The organism is Bradyrhizobium sp. USDA 10063 (assembly GCF_054063735.1).
Genome location: NZ_JBSSGP010000002.1, coordinates 1,305,328 through 1,323,951, shown reverse-complemented (window position 1 = coordinate 1,323,951; position 18,624 = coordinate 1,305,328). Strand labels below are relative to the sequence as shown.

Sequence of the window (18,624 nt, the reverse complement as noted above, 5' to 3'; positions counted from 1 at the left end):
TACGAGACTTTCGGCTCAATCGGGCTTGAGGCCGACGGAAGAAGCCGGTGCCGGGATTGGGAGCGCTCCGGCAGGATGTTCGCATCTGTTCCGCTATCCCGCGGATACCTGCTTCCGGTAGTTTCGCAGAAACAGGGGTAGTCCAGGGCGCAGGATGTCGGACGAGGGCAGGACGCCGGGCGGCAGGCGCGGCTATGCCGGCACCTGGCCGCCACGCGAGGCGATCGCGTCGGCGGGTGGGTATGCCCCGATCAGCGTCGGCGCCTGGCCCCCGATCATCGAGACATTGCGCCAATGGGCCCGTGCCGAAGCGGGCGCCGGGCGGCTTCTGCCTTGGGTGCCGGTCGCGTTCGGCAGCGGCATCGCGCTTTACTTCGCCGCCGACCATGAACCGGTGCTGTCGGTCGCGGTGATCGTCGCGATCGCGCTGTGCATTCTCGCATTCCTGCTCAGGCGGCGGCAGGCGTTCGTCGTCGCCGTCATGATTGCCGCTGTTGCTGCGGGCTTTGCGGTTGCTACCTGGCGAACCGCGCGGGTCGCGCATGGCGTGCTGGCGCGGCCGCTGTTTTCGGTCTCGCTCACCGGATTTGTCGAGACGCGCGACATCCGAGAGCGGACCGATCGTTTCGTGCTGCGGGTGGCGAGCATCGAAAGCCAGCGCGGCGCGCCGAAGCTCGAGCGTATCAGGCTTTCGGTGAAGAAGGGCACCGCCCCTGAAGTCGGCAGCTTCGTCGAATTGAAGGCGCGGCTGCAGCCGCCGCTCTCGCCTTTACGGCCCGGCAGCTATGATTTCGGCCGCGATCTCTATTTCCAGGGCATCGGCGCCTCCGGTTTCGTACTCGGCGCGATCAAGACGACGGCGCCGCCGGAAGGCCGCGGATTTGCGCTGCGCTATGCGGCGTTCATGCAGGGCATGCGCGATGCGATCGACGCGCGCATCCGCAACGTGCTCGAGGGCGACAATCGCGCGATCGCGACCGCGCTCCTGACCGGCCGGCGCGACGCAATCTCCGAGCCGGTGAATGACGCGATGTTCGTCTCGGGGCTCGGCCACGTGCTGTCGATCTCGGGCTACCACATGGCCGTGGTCGCGGGCGTGGTCTTCTTCGCGGTCCGCGCGTTGCTTGCGCTGTTCCCGGTGCTCACCGTGGGCTTTCCAATCAAGAAATGGTCCGCCGCCGCCGCGCTTGTGGCGGCCGCCTTCTATCTGCTGCTGTCGGGGGCCGAGGTCGCGACGCAGCGCTCGTTTTTCATGACGGCAGTGGTGCTGATCGCGGTCATGGTCGACCGCCGCGCGGTCACGTTCCGGACGCTCGCGGTCGCGGCCATGATCGTGCTCGTGATCGCGCCGGAAGCGCTGGTGCATCCGAGCTTCCAGATGTCGTTTGCGGCCACCCTCGGGCTGGTGGCGCTGGTGCAGATCGGCATGCCGCATCTGTTCGCCGCTCCCGATCATTCTACGACCGCGCGGATTGCGCTGTGGGGTGGGCGGGAGGTCGCGATGCTGCTGCTGGCGTCGCTGGTGGCGGGGCTTGCGACCACGCCCTATGCCGCCTTCCACTTTCACCGGGTGGCACCCTTTGGCGTGCTCGCCAATCTCGCGGCGATGCCGGTGGTGTCGGCGCTGGTGATGCCGGCAGGGCTGCTTGGCCTCTTGGCGATGCCGTTCGGCTTCGACGGCGTGTTCTGGGCGATCATGGGCACCGGCATCGACTGGATGATCGTGGTCGCGCAATGGGTCGCCGCGTTGCCGGGCGCGGTCGGCCGCATTGGTGCGTTCGGGATCGGCCCTCTGATCGCCGCGAGCCTCGGCATCATCCTGCTCGGGCTGTTGCGCACGCCGCTGCGCTTCGTCGGCGCGGCCGTGCTTCTCATTGCGGTGGTCTGGGCGGTGAGGGCGCCCCAACCGGACATCCTGATTTCCGGCGACGGCCGCCATGTCGCCGTGCGCGGCGGTGACGGGCGACTGCACCTGATGCGGACCGCGAAGGACGCGTTCCTCGCGAAGGAGTGGCTGGCTGCCGACGCCGATGCCCGGGCCGCAAGCGATCCCTCGCTCACCGAGGGTGTGTCGTGCGATGAGGGCGGCTGCGTGAGCCCTGCAGCGGGCGGCGCGTTCATTGCCCTCACGCAGCGCGCTGAGGCGCTTGCGGACGATTGCGAGCGGGCGGTGCTGATCGTGACGGCAAGGCCCGTTCCGCAGGGCTGCACCGCGGCGGTCATCGATGCCGAGCGCCTGCGGCGGCAGGGCGGGCTGACGCTGCGGCGGAACCGGAACGGCTTCGTCATCGACGCGGTCAGGCCCGCCGGCCTCGACCGGCCGTGGTCCCCCGCGATGTCAGGCGAAGGCGAGCCCGAGACCACGATCCGAATCCAGGGAGCACCTGCGCCGCGCGCGATCGATGCGACCCCGTCCGAATCCGACCTGCAGCCAGAAGACTGAGCGCCCCGTCAATCTCCGCCGGCGCTGGCCGGCAACTCGAACGCGCCGAGTCGAAACTCGTCCGGGCTGCCTGAACGCGAAGGCATTTGAACGAGCGTAAAGGTCGCATCCGGATATCGCTCCCAGATGGCAAGATCTTCCGCTGCCACGGTGAGCCAGCCGAACCTGAACATGTACCGGCCCGGCTCGGCCACGCGTCCGGCTCTTTGCCATGTGATCTTGGTGACCACCGATCACGCCCCCTCGGCGAAATGAAGCACTCGTTCAACACAAAATCACACGCGCCCCCGGATGTGCCCTCCGGGGCCGCTCAAAACACTTTGCTTGTCGCTCGCGGCAACGTTCCGCCGGCCGAAACCGGCGGCGCACGCTGCGCGAGGCCGTCAGCCCATGAACAGCGGGTTCGGCGCCGGGCGCTGCTCGACCACCTTCTGCGCCGGCTCGACAACATGATGCGTCACGGGCAGTTGCAGCACGGTCGCCCGCTGCCCTTCGCAGAGCTGGGTCACCAATACATGGCTGCCATCGGGGAATTCGATAGCGTCGTGGTGACGATCCCGAATATGCGGATCGATCTGGTTGAACTTGCCGACGCGGAAGCCGGTCGTCTTGGTCCAAATCCAGCGATTGTCGTAACGGACGTTGTCAGCGAACGCGAGTTCGGTCCCGGGAAGCATGCAGACCGCGACCGTCGGATCGCTTTCCGAAGCGAAGCCGCGGGTCGAGGTGCCGCGGAAGGTGGTGGTGATGAGCGTCTCTCCAACCTGGGCGGGACGCGTCGCCACGGCATGCAGGCTATAGTCACACATCGGATTGCTCCTCATTCGAGATAGCCGACCCGGGCCTGGGAGAGGCGCAGGCCTCTATCAGAGTGGACGATAACTTATAAGCCTCTGCTTCGTTCTTGGCATTTGTACGGCCCACGCCTTGTGTCCGTTCACAAACACGATAGCGAGGCGCTGCCGTACGTTGCCTCGCACAGAATAGCCCCGGCGGCGAACTACCGGGACTCATATTCTAATCATTCTAAGTCGTTCTTGTCAGCGTCTCGCATGAACAAAGTACCCACCCAAGTACCAGACGGGCTGCTGTGCCGGACGCTCAATACTTGCGATAAAGCCCGATCAGCTTGCCCTGGATCCGCACCCGGTTCGGCGGCAGGATGCGGACTTCGTAGGCGGCATTGGCAGGCTCGAGTGCGATCGAGGCGCCGCGGCGACGGAAGCGCTTCAGCGTAGCTTCCTCCTCATCGATCAGCGCCACCACGATGTCGCCGGTGTTGGCGGTCTCGTTGCGCTGGATCAGCGCCATGTCGCCGTCGAGGATTCCGGCCTCCACCATGGAATCGCCACGCACCTCGAGCGCGTAGTGCTCGCCGGAGCCGAGCATGTCGGGCGGCACGCTGATCGTGTGGCTGCGGGTCTGCAGCGCCTCGATCGGCGTACCCGCCGCGATCCGGCCCATCACGGGGACCGCGACGGGACGGTTGCCATCGTCCTCGGCCACGGCCGTGCTGCTCGTGCGCTTGCCGAGCGTGCCTTCGATGACGCTCGGCGTGAACCCGCGGCGGCCGTTGCCGGCCGCCGAGAGCTCGGGCAGCTTGATCACCTCGATCGCGCGGGCGCGGTTCGGCAGGCGACGGATGAAGCCCCGTTCCTCCAGCGCCGTGATCAGGCGGTGGATGCCGGACTTCGAGCGCAGGTCGAGTGCGTCCTTCATCTCGTCGAAGGAAGGAGGCACACCGGCCTCTTTCAGCCGTTCGTTGATGAAACGCAGAAGTTCATACTGTTTGCGCGTAAGCATCGCGAGCATTCCCCCGGTTGGTAGCGTCGTTCGATCCGAGACTTGAGAAGAGCTGATCTCGGGAGCCACGCACTCCCATTCGTAGACAGCGAGTTTCGAAACAAATCATGAACGGACACTATATGTTCGATATGTGTTCCGCAACCACTTAATTTCAGGTGAACGCGATTGGAAATGCTCCCGTACGTGCTGGTCGCGGCTTCATTCAGGCAATCGGAGAATGTCGCAGGGGGCGCCTTTCGGCGCCGCCGGCGCGAATGGCGGACGGATCACAAGTGCCTGCGCCGCAGTGAGATTCCCGAGCAGCGAACTGTCCTGCCGGGTGACCGGCGTTGCGATCAGCGTGCCGTCGGCGCGCTCTTCGAGCAGCGCACGAAGATAGTCTTCGCGCTGATCGTTGGCGGCGAGATCGCGGCCGAGCAGGGCGCTTTTCCTGACGTGATGGATCGCCGAGCGGCCGAGCAGGGCCCGAATCAACGGCACCAGGAACAGGTAGGCGCAGACATAGGACGACACCGGATTGCCGGGCAGGCCGATCACCCGCATCGCGCCGAGCCGGCCATGCATCATCGGCTTGCCCGGCCGCATCGCGATCTTCCAGAACGCCATGGTGACACCCTCGGCCTCGAGCGACGGTTTCACGAGGTCATGGTCGCCGACCGAGGCGCCGCCGGTGGTGACGAGGATATCGGCGCCCGCGGCATGCGCGCGGCGGATGCCTTCGGTGGTGGCGGCAACCGTGTCCGCGGCGACCCCCAGATCGATCGTTTCGGCGCCTTCCGCGCGGGCCAGCGCCCGCAGCGCATAGCCGTTGGAATAGACGATCTGGCCCGGACCCGGCGAGCTGCCCGGCATCACCAGTTCGTCGCCGGTCGCGAGCACGGCGACCTTTGGCCGGCGCCGCACCGCGAGTTCCGGATAGTTCATCGACGCCGCCAGCGACAGCGCGCGGTCGGTCAGCCGGCTGCCGCGCTGAAGCAGCACGTCGCCTTCGCGGAAATCGATCCCGGCGGGCCGGATATGCCGCCCGGCGATGGCGGCCTCGGTGATGGTGATGTGATCGCCGTCGACCCTGGTGTCTTCCTGGATCACGACGGCATCGGCGCCAGCGGGAATGACGCCACCGGTGAAGATCCGCGCCGCTTCGCGCCGGCCAAGTTCCCGATCGAACGGCCGGCCCGCGGCGACTTCGCCGATCACCTTCAGCCGCGCGCTGAGATCGGCGGCATCGGCTGAGCGCACCGCATAGCCATCCATCGCTGACATCGCCAGTGGCGGCTGCGTGCGCCTCGCTGCGACGTCATGCGCGAGGGTGCGGTGACAGGCAGCATCGAGCGCGACCATCTCTTCCGTCAACGGTTCCACGCCGGCGAGAACAGCGGCTAGCGCATCGGCGACCGGCATCAGGGCCACGGGCAACTCCTAAATTCCGAGTGCGAGAAGCGCGTTCGTCACATCATCTGACGATGTGACGTGAATGGCGTTAAGGCCTGCCGCTCGTGCGCCGCGGATGTTCTCGGCGGAATCGTCGAAGAACACGATGCGCGAGGCCGGCACGCCGATCGCCTTCACCACGTAATCATAGGCTTCCGCATCGGGTTTCCGAAACCCGATCGTCGACGAGAAGAATATCTGGCGGAAGTGGCCGAGCACGTCCGAATAGGCTGTCGAGAAATGCTCGATATGGGGCGGATTGGTGTTCGAGAAAGCATAGAGCGGCAGGCGCACCTTGGCGCGCGCCAGGTGCTCGGCGATTCCTGGCATCTCGCCGGCGAAGATCGCGTTCCAGCCTTCCAGGAACTGGGCGTCGGAGATTTCGATGCCGAGCGACTGCCGCAGGCTTGCGAAGAAGGCGGCGTCATCGATCTTGCCGACCTCGTGATGCCTGTAACTCTCGTCCATGACAAAGCGGGCGGCGAGCTCGGCGGGCTCGCAGCCGGCATGGCCGGCCCAGATGGTCATCACCTTGCCGAAATCGATATCGAGCACGACGCGGCCGAGATCGAACAACAGGACGTCGGCGGAGCCGGGGGAGAGGGACGGTTGGGTCATGACGACGGTGGTGTACGAAAATCCTGCGACCACGGCAATGTCGTCAATGGCAACCGTCGGCAACGGTCACGCACACCGCTGTCGTCCCTGGAAAGCAGGGACCCGTAACCACAGCGAGGCGTTGTTGCGTGAGCACAAGCGGTTACAGCGGAGCACATCACGACATCCTGTGGCTATGGGTCCCGGGTCCCGGCTACGCCAAGGGCTTCGCCGCGGCGCGCAAGGCCGGGACGACGTGGGGTGAGATTCGGATTCAAACAGCGGAGAGGATGTGAGTTCGCGTTCTCGCGGCGCTTTGCGCCCGAGGTTTGCGTACCGTTTCACCCTCTCATCAATCAGAGGGCGCAGGGAAAGCCGGGTGCCGGTTGCACCCGTGGGCCCCGTGCAACAAAAAGCACGGGGGTAGGACCACAGGTCAACCGAAGCAACTCCGGCTTTCCCTGCGCAGTGGTTTACGGCTTACTTCGTGCTCTTCCCGGTGACCGGGCTTTCTTGCCACCGTCATCTCTCGCGCAAATTTTGTTTGCGCAAAAAACTTAGCGCCAGCGTCGGGGCGCCAGAACCACACGACTTCGCCGTCCGCGGATGTTGCGTTCGTCTGTCGCAACAGCCGCGTCCACCGCATCTCACCGCAACGTTCGTGACGATCGCGATCCGCCCCTCATCTGGGTGAGACGCGCGGAGTTAAATCACTGATTTGCCCGACGGCGAAAGCGGAATATTTTTCGCTGATAGTCTGGACAGACTTTTGGTGATTTGCCCGTCGGGTTGATTTGTCGCACCCAAACTAACCACATCGTCATTGCGAGCGACGCGAAGCAATCCACAGCGCCACAAGCGGAGACATGGATTGCTTCGCTCCGCTCGCAATGACGGGGCTGTCATTCCGGGGCGATGCGTCAGCATCGAGCCCGGAATCCATTTCACCGCTTGCGCTTGTGGCCCAATGGATTCTCTGATGTGCAATTGCACATCATAGCTCGCGACTTCGTCGCGCCCCGGAATGACAGCGGAGGTTTTGGCGCGCCACTCGCGCCGCATGCCGGCATAGAATGGCGTATGTTCACGCCCCTCGGCCTCTTCCCGAAGCTCCGATCGAGGGGTTAAAGTGCCTTTCTGATGCTTGGGAGCGGGTATGCGACGGCGTGAGCTTTTGACGCTTGCGGTCGTCGAAGGGTCTGGCGCGCGGCCGACAGGCGCGCCGAGGGCGGTGCGAATGGAGGACACGATTGCCGCGAATGCTCCACCTCGCAAAATGCGCCCCTGCGTTTTTGACGTGCGCTGCCTTGTTGGTAATTCTGCCTCTGGGGATGACTACCGCCTGCGCGCAGTTGCGCGGCCATGGCGGGCCGGTGCGGGCATTGGCGATTTCGTCCGACGGACAAACCGCGATCTCAGGAAGCTTTGATTCAACCGCAATCCGCTGGTCGCTGACGCGCATTGCGGCCGAACAGGTGCTGCGGTTCCATGCCGACGCCGTCAATGCAGTCGTGCTGCTGGGGGGCGGGCACGCCGCGACAGCAGGCGCCGACGGGCGCATTGCAATCTGGAGTCCCGGCCAGGCGGAGCCCGATTCAGTTTTGGAAGGCCATACGGCGCCCATCGCCGCGCTCGCGCTGTCGCCCGACGGCACAACACTGGCTTCCGCGTCGTGGGATCATACGGTTCGGTTGTGGCCGCTCGCGGGCGGTGCGGCGCGTGTGCTCGAAGGTCACACCCAGAACGTCAATGGCGTTGCATTCGCCCCCGACGGTCGCACCGTGGTCAGCGTGAGCTACGATCAGAGCGTGCGCATCTGGCCGTTCGCCGGCGAAACGCCGACCGTTGTTGCAATGCCGAGCCCGCTCAACGCCGTGGCAATCGGCAGCAATGGCGAAATCGCGACCGGCGGCGCTGATGGTAAGCTATATTTTCTGACGGGAGCCGGCGCGGCTGCCGGTGAAATCGCAGCCGGCCCGAGACCAGTGACCTCGATTGCGATCTCGCCAGACGGCGCGCTGGTGGCTGCCGCGAGCGTTGGCGGATCGGTCGCCGTGATCGATCGCAAGACGCGCACTCTGGCGCGCAAACTGGCCGGTCCCGAGCTGCCGGTCTGGTCGGTCGCGTTTATGCCTGATGGCCGCACCCTGCTCACCGGTGGCGCGGACAACATCATCCGCCGCTGGAACGTGGTGACGGGAGATCCCGTCGATCCACTTCTCCTGGAGACCACGGGAGATCCGCTGGCCGCCTATGCCGGCGACCATGGTGCGGAGGTGTTTCGTGCCTGTATCGCCTGCCATACCCTTGGCGCCGAGCAAGCCAACAGGGCGGGCCCAACTCTGTCCGGCATCTTCGGCCGACGGATCGCAACCGTGCCGGGCTATAATTTTTCCGAAGCACTCAAGCGCCTCGATATTGTCTGGACGCCGGAGACGGTTTCCAGATTGTTCGAGATCGGACCTTCGGCCTACACCCCGGGCACCAAGATGCCCGAGCAGCGCATTGGCTCGGCACAGGACCGCGCCGCACTGGTGCAATTTCTCGAGCGCGCGACAAAGAGATAGATGCTTGATGGGACATGTGGAGATTGCGGTACGACGAACGCTCTCACATGGACACGTCGCGCGCTTTTTTCTCTGGCGGTTGCCATTGCCGTGGCGGGTAGCAAAGACCTGCCAACAGCCGGTCAACAACGTCTGCTGCGCCGGGGAGACGGGAAGTGACGGCTTGGCCGCCAAAACGGCGCTTATGAGCCATAGCGGACTCTCGGCACAGTCGCGTTTCGTAAGCATGCGCCGTGCCCGCTCCGCAAGCTTCGGGCCCTTAAGGTCAAAGGAAGGCAAAAGCCAGGAGGCTTGAGCAGAGCAAGGTAAATCCCGCCGCGGTGAGGGCGAGGTAGCTATCGGAAACGCGGTCTTGATTTCGCATGACACACCCTCCGTTCTCCAATGCTCGTTGGAATTGGATTTCGCCCCTATTGCAGCGCGTCGGGAAGATCGATGCTTCGCTGATGGTCGGCGCTCAGAACGGCCATCACGAAACGCTCTTCGGACAGACGCTTTTCGAGGTAATGCATTTCAACATCGGTCAGCTCGGTCTTGAGCAGGCGCTGATAGCGTTCAATGTTCTTTTGATGGGCGCGCAAACGGTCAATTCTCTCGTCCATGACAAGTGGTCCCAACCAAAAAGTTTTTAATATCGAGCTGTTTAATAAATCAGTTTTAAATGATTTTGACAAGCTCTATTTAAATTGGAAGCGCCGGATAAATCGCGCATCGCTTCTATCTATGTGGTTGATATCTTTGGTGATCTAAAATGCTGTATTTAAAGAAAGATATAATATTAGATTTAAAACAAGATTCGGACAGATATTTAAAGTGCTTTCTTCGGTGCCGGTTCTGATGGAGGGCGGCAGCGGTCCCTCCCACCCCAACTCACTCCGCTGCCGTATCCCGGCTGAGGTCGTCTATCCACCCGACCAAGCCGGGATTTCAAATATGCGCCTGCGAATTGTTCGGCCGTCACCGCACGTTCTTCTCGGTTTGACCCAAACGCGACATCAATCGGTCGAGGTCCTTCGCATCCAGTGTATGATGGCCATTACGATTTAGCACCTCCTCCATCCCTGCCGGATCAGGCTGCGTTATCTCGTCGAGGATCGGCATGGGCACTTCGGTGACAGGGCCTAGCGCGGCAAACGCTAAACTAGTCACGACCAATAGCGGAATGCCGAGTTGCACTCTGGGGAAGCTCCCTTCGAGGGCGTGATCGCGGCCTCGTGGGCGGGCAGCTACAGGTCACCTCCGCGGCCGAAGTCTCTCCGCGAGATCATGAAGGAAAAGGAAAGCAATAAGCGCGACTGACCACTGGTGTGTCGTGCGACATGCGCATCTTTCTTTACAGGCGTCTCTGGTTGCTCAAATATCATCTGTGGTGGGTCAGGGTATCCCCCTCCACATCTGTCACAGATAGGGAGGCTCTTCTATGATCCTATTCAGGATAGTCTTCGTAGTAGCCGCTATCTTGCTAACCAGGGATGCATTTGCGGAGCCGGGGATCTGGATCGGGACAGCCCCATTTTGCTTTGGGTCGCCAGCAGACTGCACTGATCTGGGAATGACATACGTGAGGAGTGATTCAAAAGGGGACGGTGACGAATGCTGGACTGGAACGAAAGTGTATTGTTCAGGTTATCCCGCCCCTGAAGTTGCATTCATCGGTTACGATGCTTGTGACGGCTTTCAATGTCATCGAACGATGTGCGGCAGCAATCCCAGTCCGGGTCCGAGGGTCATCGCAAGTGAATCTTGGTACTTCTGTCCTGCCTGCGGCAGTGCAAATATTAGAAGGATCATGAGATTGAACAAAGTTCCTAACGCACAGATTGCGCGTGCTTGTCCGTGGCGATATTTCTAGGTTCGTCATCATCGGGCAGTGCGTAGGCGCAGTCGCAGCCAGAGACCGATCCCGGCGCAACGACGGGTAACGACGTCCCAATGACGCGAGGAAACCAGACATGTCCGGCACGCTCCTGTTCTCACCGATGACGATCCGCGGGATCACGCTGAAGAACCGGATCGTGGTGCCGCCGATGCATCAATATTCGGCCGTGAAAGGATTTCCGACCGATTGGCACCTGATGAATGCGGGCAAGTTTGCCGCCGGCGGGGCGGGGCTTGTCATCGTCGAGTCAACCAAGGTCGAGCGGCGCGGCTGTGGCACGGTTGGCGATCTCGGGATTTGGGACGACAAGTTCATCGCGCCACTCAACCGGCTCGTCACCTTCATCAAGCAGCAGAATGCGCTTGCCGGCATCCAGCTCGGCCATTCCGGCCGCAAGGCGCGCGCAACGCGTCCGTGGGAAGGCGACGGGCCGCTGCAGCGGTCGCCGGAGATCGAGGATTGGGACGACTGGACACCGGTTGCGCCGAGTGCGATCGCGCACAGTGCGCGCTGGCCGGTGCCGCGGGCACTGGAGCGCAGCGAGGTGAAGGACCTCGTGCAGGCCTGGGGCCATGCTGCGCGCCGCGCCAATGAGGCCGGCTTCGACGTGCTCGAATTGCATGGCGCCCACGGCTATCTCGTGCACGAGTTCTTGTCGGAGCGCGCAAACCAGCGCGCCGACGAGTATGGCGGCTCGGAAGAGAACCGCATGCGCTTCATCATCGAGGTGACTGAAGCGGTGCGTAGCTATTGGCCCGATCACAAGCCGCTGTTCGTGCGGCTGTCGGTCGAGGACAATGCCGGCTGGGGCCCGGAGCAGAGCGTGCGGCTCGCCAGGATCCTCAAGGCAAAGGGTGTCGATGTCATCGATTGCTCGTCCGGCGGCATCACCGACATGGCGCCGATCCTCGGCAAGGAGATCAAGTACAATTACCAGGTGCCGCTGTCGGAATACGTCCGCCGTCACGCCGACATCCTCACCATGGCCGTCGGGCTCATCATCCATGGTGACCAGGCCGAACAGATCCTGCGCGAAAAACAGGCAGATCTGATCGCGATTGGCCGCGAGATCCTCAACAACCCCAACTGGCCGATGGATGCCGCGTTGAAGCTCGGCGTGGAATTGCCATTTCGTAATGTTCCGCCGCAGTTCGGCTATTGGCTGGGCACGCGCGCCAAACGTGGCTTTGGCACAAATCCGTCGACCTGGCAGAGCGGACTCCAAGAACGAGGTCCATGAGGCAACGGGCAACGCACGTTGTCGTGAGCGACGGTATTTCTCCGGTAAAATTGGCCTTGATCCGACCAAAAAGGCATTGTGTGTTTGCTGCTGTCGGGTGAGAACGACGATTCATCACAGTCGTGGCTGCAACAAGCGGGAAGGATCGCACGCAATGCGCAGGAATTTTGGCTTTCTCCTCGGCACGGTCACCGGCGCTAGTCTTACCCTTCTCGTCACCGCGCCGCAGGGCGCCAATCTGGTCGCGGTCGCGAAGGCCGCGGTTCGCTCCGATACCTATTCCCAGCTCAATCTGTTCGGCGACGTGTTCGAACGCGTGCGGACCGACTATGTCGAAAGGCCCGACGACTCCAAGCTGATCGAGGGCGCAATCAACGGCATGATCTCCTCGCTCGATCCGCATTCTCGTTACATGAACGCCAAGGGCTGGACCGACATGCAGGAGACCACCCATGGTGAGTTCGGTGGGCTCGGCATCGAAGTCACGATGGAAGACGGTTTCATCAAGGTCGTAGCGCCGATCGACGATACGCCGGCGTCACGGGCCGGCATCATGTCGGGCGATATCATCACCCAGATCGATGACGAGCCGATCCAGGGCATGACGCTGGATCAGGCCGTCAACAAGATGAAGGGCGCGCCCAACAGCCAGACGAAGCTGAAGATCATCCGCAAGGATGCCGACAAGCCGATCGACGTCGCCATCACCCGCGAGATCATCCGCGTGCGCCCGGTGCGTTTCCACACCGACGGCGGCAATATCGGCTATATCAGGATCACCTCGTTCAACGAGCAGACCACCGAGGGCCTGCACAAGGCGATCACCGAGATCTCCAAGCAGATCCCGCAGGACAAGCTTGCCGGTTATGTGATCGACCTGCGCAACAATCCCGGCGGCCTGCTCGACCAGGCGGTGTCGGTGGTGAGCTCGCTGATGTCGCGCGGCGAGGTGGTCTCGACCCGCGGCCGCCTGCCGGAAGAGACGCAGCGCTTCACCGCGCGCGGCGGCGACATGACCAAGGGCAAGCCGCTGGTGGTCTTGATCAACGGCGGCTCGGCCTCGGCCTCCGAGATCGTGGCGGGCGCGCTGCACGACCATAAGCGCGCGACCCTGATCGGCACCCGCACCTTCGGCAAGGGCTCGGTGCAGACCATCATTCCGCTCGGAGCCGGCAACGGCGCGCTGGCGCTGACCACCGCGCGCTACTTCACGCCGTCGGGCCGCTCGATCCAGGCACAGGGCATCGCGCCCGACATCGAGATCCTGCAGGACGTGCCGGACGAATTGAAGACCCGCGCCGAGATCAAGGGCGAGGCGTCGATGCGCGGGCACCTGGCCGCCGAAGGTACCGAGCAGACCGGCTCGCAATCGTTCGTTCCGCCCGACGAGAAGAACGACAAGGCGCTGAACGCCGCCTACAACCTGTTGCGCGGCGTCACCGTCAACGCCGACGCCAAGGGCGCGCCGAAACGGACGGTCCCGAACTGAGGCTGTCGGCGCCAGACCCTCATCCTGCGGAGCCTGCGCAGCAGGCGTCTCGAAGGATGAGGCCACCGGCTGGGCCTCATGGTTCGAGACGACGCTTCGCGCCTCCTCACCATGAGGGGAGAAAGTTGCGTGGGCTTGCAACTGCCGAGCACTCGAGTTGATCTCGCGAGCGATCCTCTCTCCCCTCATCCTGAGGAGCGGCACCTTCGCCGCGTCTCGAAGGATGCGGCCCGGCCGGTGGCCTCGCCCTTCGAGACGCGCTGCGCGCTCCTCAGGGTGAGGGGATAGATCGAGCGAGAATCGTAGGGTGGGCAAAGCGAAGCGTGCCCACCGTCCGCGGGCGGAATGTTGATGGTGGGCACGCTTCGCTTTGCCCACCCTACCGCATTCAATCGGTTCAGCGCGTGCGGATGGCGGATGAATCGGAGCGGTGGCTCCGCGACCGCTTGCCGGCCGACCCGATCGGCGGATTGGGAGCCAGCATCCCGTAACCCTGGTCAATTTGGCGCTGATAGCCGCCTGTATAGGGGTTGTTCGGACCTTTGTTCTGGCAATTGGCGTTGGGGTAGAATTGCGCGCAATAGCCAGGCTCGGAAATCACCTGCTGTGCCGTTGCCGGCGCGCCGACGATGCAGAGTGCTGCAGCCGCACCAAGAAGCTTGAAGGCCCACATTGCGTTGCTCCTTCAAAAGGTCACGCCAAATGTAACACCGCGAGCGGTGACGCACTCCAGGCCACCCGGTCACAGCCGCGTGACAGAGCCGTCGTGACGCATCGCCATTTGAATGTGCGTCATCGATCGCCGGCGCGATAGTGGCCGGATTTGCCGCCCTTTTTCTCGACGAGATGGATTCCCTCGATGCGGACACCGCGTTCCACCGCCTTGATCATGTCGTAGATGGTGAGGCAGGCGACGGAGACCGCGGTCAGCGCCTCCATCTCGACGCCGGTCGGGCCGGTGACCTTGACGGTTGCCTGCACGATGCAGCCCGGCAGTTTCTCGTCCGGCTCGATATCGACCGTCACCTTCGACAGCGCCAGCGGATGGCAGAGCGGGATCAGTTCCGAGGTGCGCTTCGCCGCCATGATGCCGGCAATGCGCGCGGTGCCGAGCACGTCGCCCTTCTTGGCGTTGCCCGAGACGATCAGCTCGAGCGTGGCCTTGCTCATGACGACGCGGCCTTCGGCGACCGCGGTGCGTTCGGTTGCGGGCTTGGCGGAGACGTCGACCATCCGTGCCTCGCCGCTGGCATCGATATGGGTGAGGGCCGGACCGCCCTTCGATTTCTCCGCCATCGCCCTAGCGCGTTCCCGTGGCGCGCGGCGCGCTCTGGCGCGTGAGCAGCGCGCGGGTTGCCGCCGTCACGTCGGCCTGACGCATCAGGCTCTCGCCGACCAGGAAGGTCGACATGCCCACGCGCTCGAGCCTCGCCAGATCGTCCGGCGTGAAGATGCCGCTTTCGCCGACCATCAGCCGCTCCTTCGGGATCACCGGCGCCAACGCTTCGCTGGTCGCAAGCGTGGTCTCGAAGGTGCGGAGATTGCGGTTGTTGACGCCGATCATCGGCGAGCGAAGCTTTAGCGCGCGGTCGAGTTCGGCGCGGTCGTGGATTTCGACCAGCACGTCCATGCCAAGCGAGATCGCGGCGTCCTCGATGTCTTTCGCTGCGGCGTCGTCGAGCGCGGCCATGATGATCAGGATGCAGTCGGCGCCATGGGCGCGGGCCTCGACCACCTGATAGGTGTCGAACATGAAATCCTTGCGCAGCACCGGCAGACTGGTCGCCGCGCGCGCCGCGACCATGAAATCGAGATGCCCCTGGAACGATGGCGTATCCGTCAGCACCGACAGGCAGGCGGCGCCTCCGGCCTCATAGGCCTTTGCCAGAACAGGGGGATCGAAATCGGCGCGGATCAGCCCCTTGGATGGCGAGGCCTTCTTGATCTCGGCAATCAGCGCATAGTCGCCACGGCCGTGCTTTTCCCTGATCGCGCGCACGAAGCCGCGCGGCGGCGACGCCGCCTTGGCGCGTGCCTCGATCTCGGAAAGCGGATGCGCGCGCTTGGCGGCGGCGATCTCCTCGCGCTTATAGGCTTCGATCTTCTTCAGGATATCGGACATCGCGGACCCTAAGTCTCTATGTGAGCATGATCCGGATCATGCTCTAGCTGTTGGAAACCGCGATCAGGTGTTTGAGCCTCGCGGCGGCAGCACCGCTATCCAATGAATGGGTCCCAAGCGAGACACCTTCCTTCAAATCTTTGGCACGACCGGCGACGATCAGCGCCGCGGCGGCGTTGAGCAACGCGACGTCCCGATAGGCGCTCGGCTTGCCATTGAGTACGCCGAGCAGCGCCACCGCATTGGCATCGGCATCGCCGCCCTTCAGGGCCTCGCCGCCGACGCGGCCGAGGCCGGCGTCATCCGGCGTCACTTCAAAGGTTCTGATATCGCCACCTTCCAGCGCCGCGACGAAGGTCGGGCCGGTGAGCGTGATCTCGTCGAGCCCGTCGGAACCATGCACCACCCAGGCCGCTTCCGAGCCGAGGTTCTTCAAGACTTGCGCGAGCGGCTGCACCCATTGCCGCGAGAACACCCCGACCATCTGCCGCTTCACGCCGGCGGGATTGGAGAGCGGGCCGAGCAGGTTGAAGATGGTGCGGGTCGCAAGCTCGACCCGGGTCGGGCCGACATTCTTCATGGCGGGGTGATGGGCGGGAGCGAACATGAAGCCGATCCCGGCCTCCTGCACGCAGCGGCCGACTTCCGCAGGCGTAAGGTCGATCCTGACGCCGAGCGAGGCCAGCACGTCGGCGGCGCCCGAGCGCGACGACAATGCGCGGTTGCCATGCTTTGCGACCGGCACGCCCGCGCCGGCCACGATGAAGGACGCGCAAGTCGACACGTTCACGGATCCGGAGCCGTCGCCGCCGGTGCCGACCACGTCGACCGCTTCGGCAGGCGCGGTCACCCGCAGCATCTTGCTGCGCATCGCCGACACCGCGCCGGTGATCTCGTCGACGGTCTCGCCGCGCACGCGCAAGGCCATCAGCAGGCCGCCCATCTGCGAGGGCGTAGCTTCGCCCGACATCATGCTGTCGAAGGCGCTTGCAGCTTCGTCGCGCGACAAGGTTGCGCCGGTGGCGACTTTTCCAAGTATCGATTTCAGGTCGTCCATCGCCCCTCAGTTGCTATTCGCGCCCGTCACCTGTGCGAAGGCGGCCTGATTGATTGATGTCCCGATGTCGGTCTCGATCTTGTTGACGTATTGCGCGACCTGCTCGTCGGTCAAGCCGCGCTGCAGCGCTTCTTTGAGCTTCTTCACCTCCTCGGAGGCCAGATCGACCGGCGGCACCGTGATGTCGGTGACGCGGAACACGACGCGCTCGCCGCCGCTGGCACCCGTGGCCTGGCCGACGCCGTCCTTGGCGGTGCGGAACGCAGCCGAAACCACACTCTCGGGCACGCCGGGCAGCGCGGCATCGCGGCGGAATTTATCCGCGGTCTCGAGCTTCACGCCGAGCGCGGAAGCTTCCTCAGTGAGCTTGCCGCCGGCCTCGACCTTCTTGACGATCTCGGTCGCCTTTTCGCGCAGCTTGGTCGCGATCTGGTCCTCGCGCCATTTCGCCTCGACCTGGTCGCGCACCTCGTCGAGGCCGCGCTCGCGCGACGGCGTCACACCGAGGACGTCGTACCAGGCGTAGCCGCCGAGGAACTGGATCGGCTCGTTGTCGACGCCGACATCGCTGCCAAAGGCCTGCGAGACCACATCGAGCCCGGTCGGAATGTTCGCCACGGGCTGGCCGTTCGGCATGCGCCCCGAGCGGTCGACGGCGTCGATGGTGACGGCGGCGAGCCCAAGCTTCTGCGCCGCCTCGACGAGGTTGGCGCCACCGCCGCGCTCGTCTTCCATCTTGTTGTAGAGATCGGCGACCTTCTCGCGGGCGCGCTCGGTTGCGATCTGCTTCTTGATCTCGCCCGCCATGCTCTCATAGGTCGGCGTCGTGCCCGGCTCGATCTTGCCGACCTTGACCAGCGCCACGCCGAAGCGGCCCTGCACCGGCTGGCTGACTTCGCCCGAAGGCAGGGAGAAGGCCGCATCCGCCACCGCCGGATCGAGGATCGCCGATTTCGCGACCATGCCGAGATCGACGTCGGACAGATTGAGCTTGCGCTCCTTGGCGAGGTCATCGAACGAGGTGGTCGAGGTCAGCCGCGCACGTGCGGCGTTGGCCTCTTCCATGTTCGGAAATACGATCTGCGATACCTCGCGCTTCTCCGGCGTGCCGAGCTGGGCGCGGCGCTGTTCGAATATCTTCTTCGCATCCTCGTCGGAGACCTCGGTCCACTTGCCGATCTCCTCGGGCGTCACGACGACGAATGCGATCTTGCGGTATTCGGGCGCGCGGAACTGGGCCTTGTGATCCTCGAAATAGGCCGCGAGCGCCTCGGGGGACGGCGGGTCGATGGTGCCGGCCTGCGCCGCGTCGAGCTTGATGTATTCGATCGAGCGCTGCTCGTTCTGATAGCGGATCAGGGCCTCGATCAGTGTCTTTGGCGGCTCGATGCCTGCTCCGATCGTGCCGGCGATCTGGCGGCGGAGGCCGACGCGGCGCTGCTCGGCGAGGTAGCGCTGCTCGGTGTAGCCGAACTGACGGATCACGGACTGGAAGCGCTGCGGCTCGAACTGACCGTTCAGCCCCTTGAAGTTCGGATCGTTGTAGATCGAGCGCATAGTCTCGGCGTCGGACTGGCCGAGCCGCATCCGCCTGGCCTCCTCGTCGAGGGCAGCTTCCGCGATCGTCTGCTGCAGCACCTGCCGGTCGAAGCCGAACGCACGCGCCTGGTCCGGGGTCAACGGACGGCCGAACTGGCGGCCGATCTGCTGCAGCCGGTCGGTGTAGATCTGGCGGAATTGCTCCGTCGAGATTTCGGTGCTGCCAACCTTGGCGAGCGTCGACTGGCCGAATCCCCTGAAGATGTCGGCGATGCCCCAGATTCCGAAACTGACAATCAAAACGCCCATCACCACGGCCATGACAATCTTGCCGAGCCAGTTTGATGAGGCTGTCCGAATTCCTCGAAGCATGGGTCCAACTTGTTTGAAAAGGAGGGGAACCGGGTCGTGCCCGGGGAAAATCCGATAAGCGGATTCCTTAAAGCGCGTCACC

At 63.8% G+C, this 18,624-nt stretch carries 16 protein-coding genes; 4 read left to right on the top strand and 12 right to left on the bottom strand.

Translation table 11 applies throughout. The annotated features are described in order from the left end of the window. The first annotated feature begins 154 nt into the window (after positions 1-154). Positions 155-2,443 carry a ComEC/Rec2 family competence protein gene (locus tag ACVJGD_RS08180; protein WP_456633876.1) on the top strand — a complete coding sequence of 763 codons (2,289 nt, stop codon included), beginning with the start codon at positions 155-157 and terminating at the stop codon, positions 2,441-2,443. An 8-nt stretch (positions 2,444-2,451) separates the two neighbouring features. On the opposite strand, the gene ACVJGD_RS08175 is transcribed toward ACVJGD_RS08180, so the two are convergent. The 5 genes from ACVJGD_RS08175 to ACVJGD_RS08155 all read right to left on the bottom strand — a co-directional run bounded on the left by ACVJGD_RS08175 (position 2,452) and on the right by ACVJGD_RS08155 (position 6,298). Continuing rightward, complete coding sequence (locus tag ACVJGD_RS08175; protein ID WP_456633875.1) at positions 2,452-2,673, bottom strand: hypothetical protein; 222 nt, start codon at positions 2,671-2,673, stop codon at positions 2,452-2,454. 153 nt (positions 2,674-2,826) lie between these two features. After that, on the bottom strand, positions 2,827-3,252 hold the full coding sequence (locus tag ACVJGD_RS08170) for a hypothetical protein (RefSeq protein ID WP_456633874.1): 426 nt from the start codon (positions 3,250-3,252) through the stop codon (positions 2,827-2,829). Positions 3,253-3,544: 292 nt separating this feature from the next. Continuing rightward, entirely contained in the window at positions 3,545-4,246 is a 702-nt protein-coding gene (lexA, locus tag ACVJGD_RS08165; protein WP_454628042.1) for a transcriptional repressor LexA, read from the bottom strand. A gap of 201 nt (positions 4,247-4,447) precedes the next feature. Beyond that, positions 4,448-5,659 carry a molybdopterin molybdotransferase MoeA gene (locus tag ACVJGD_RS08160; RefSeq protein ID WP_456633873.1) on the bottom strand — a complete coding sequence of 404 codons (1,212 nt, stop codon included), beginning with the start codon at positions 5,657-5,659 and terminating at the stop codon, positions 4,448-4,450. A 9-nt stretch (positions 5,660-5,668) separates the two neighbouring features. Further along, positions 5,669-6,298, bottom strand: coding sequence for an HAD-IA family hydrolase (locus tag ACVJGD_RS08155; RefSeq protein ID WP_456640207.1), 630 nt, complete (start codon positions 6,296-6,298; stop codon positions 5,669-5,671). A gap of 1,310 nt (positions 6,299-7,608) precedes the next feature. Between ACVJGD_RS08155 and ACVJGD_RS08150 the strand changes: the two genes are divergently transcribed. Beyond that, positions 7,609-8,844 carry a c-type cytochrome gene (locus tag ACVJGD_RS08150; protein WP_456633872.1) on the top strand — a complete coding sequence of 412 codons (1,236 nt, stop codon included), beginning with the start codon at positions 7,609-7,611 and terminating at the stop codon, positions 8,842-8,844. A gap of 410 nt (positions 8,845-9,254) precedes the next feature. Here ACVJGD_RS08150 and ACVJGD_RS08145 read toward each other — a convergent pair whose 3' ends face one another. Further along, positions 9,255-9,446, bottom strand: a complete 192-nt coding sequence (locus ACVJGD_RS08145) for a hypothetical protein (protein ID WP_456633871.1) — start codon at positions 9,444-9,446, stop codon at positions 9,255-9,257. A 355-nt stretch (positions 9,447-9,801) separates the two neighbouring features. Next, positions 9,802-9,945 (bottom strand): hypothetical protein, encoded by a 144-nt coding sequence (locus ACVJGD_RS08140; RefSeq protein ID WP_456633870.1) that lies wholly within the window; start codon positions 9,943-9,945, stop codon positions 9,802-9,804. Between the two features lie 851 nt (positions 9,946-10,796). On the opposite strand from ACVJGD_RS08140, the gene ACVJGD_RS08135 reads away from it, so the two are divergent. Continuing rightward, entirely contained in the window at positions 10,797-11,963 is a 1,167-nt protein-coding gene (locus tag ACVJGD_RS08135) for an NADH:flavin oxidoreductase/NADH oxidase (protein WP_456633869.1), read from the top strand. Between the two features lie 154 nt (positions 11,964-12,117). Then, the gene (locus tag ACVJGD_RS08130; RefSeq protein ID WP_456633868.1) at positions 12,118-13,452 is read left to right on the top strand and encodes a S41 family peptidase; all 1,335 of its coding nucleotides are present in this window, start codon (positions 12,118-12,120) and stop codon (positions 13,450-13,452) included. A gap of 397 nt (positions 13,453-13,849) precedes the next feature. Here the strand turns inward: ACVJGD_RS08130 and ACVJGD_RS08125 are convergent, their stop codons facing one another. From ACVJGD_RS08125 to ACVJGD_RS08105, 5 genes are all read right to left on the bottom strand, one after another. Further along, on the bottom strand, positions 13,850-14,125 hold the full coding sequence (locus tag ACVJGD_RS08125; protein ID WP_456633867.1) for a hypothetical protein: 276 nt from the start codon (positions 14,123-14,125) through the stop codon (positions 13,850-13,852). A gap of 119 nt (positions 14,126-14,244) precedes the next feature. Next, positions 14,245-14,748, bottom strand: coding sequence for a cyclic pyranopterin monophosphate synthase MoaC (gene moaC / locus ACVJGD_RS08120; protein WP_456633866.1), 504 nt, complete (start codon positions 14,746-14,748; stop codon positions 14,245-14,247). 4 nt (positions 14,749-14,752) lie between these two features. Then, on the bottom strand, positions 14,753-15,574 hold the full coding sequence (trpC, locus tag ACVJGD_RS08115) for an indole-3-glycerol phosphate synthase TrpC (protein ID WP_456633865.1): 822 nt from the start codon (positions 15,572-15,574) through the stop codon (positions 14,753-14,755). Between the two features lie 43 nt (positions 15,575-15,617). After that, positions 15,618-16,631: an anthranilate phosphoribosyltransferase gene (gene trpD, locus ACVJGD_RS08110; RefSeq protein WP_456633864.1), complete on the bottom strand. Its 1,014-nt coding sequence runs from the start codon at positions 16,629-16,631 to the stop codon at positions 15,618-15,620. 6 nt (positions 16,632-16,637) lie between these two features. Beyond that, entirely contained in the window at positions 16,638-18,542 is a 1,905-nt protein-coding gene (locus ACVJGD_RS08105) for a SurA N-terminal domain-containing protein (protein ID WP_456633863.1), read from the bottom strand. Positions 18,543-18,624 lie beyond the last annotated feature (82 nt).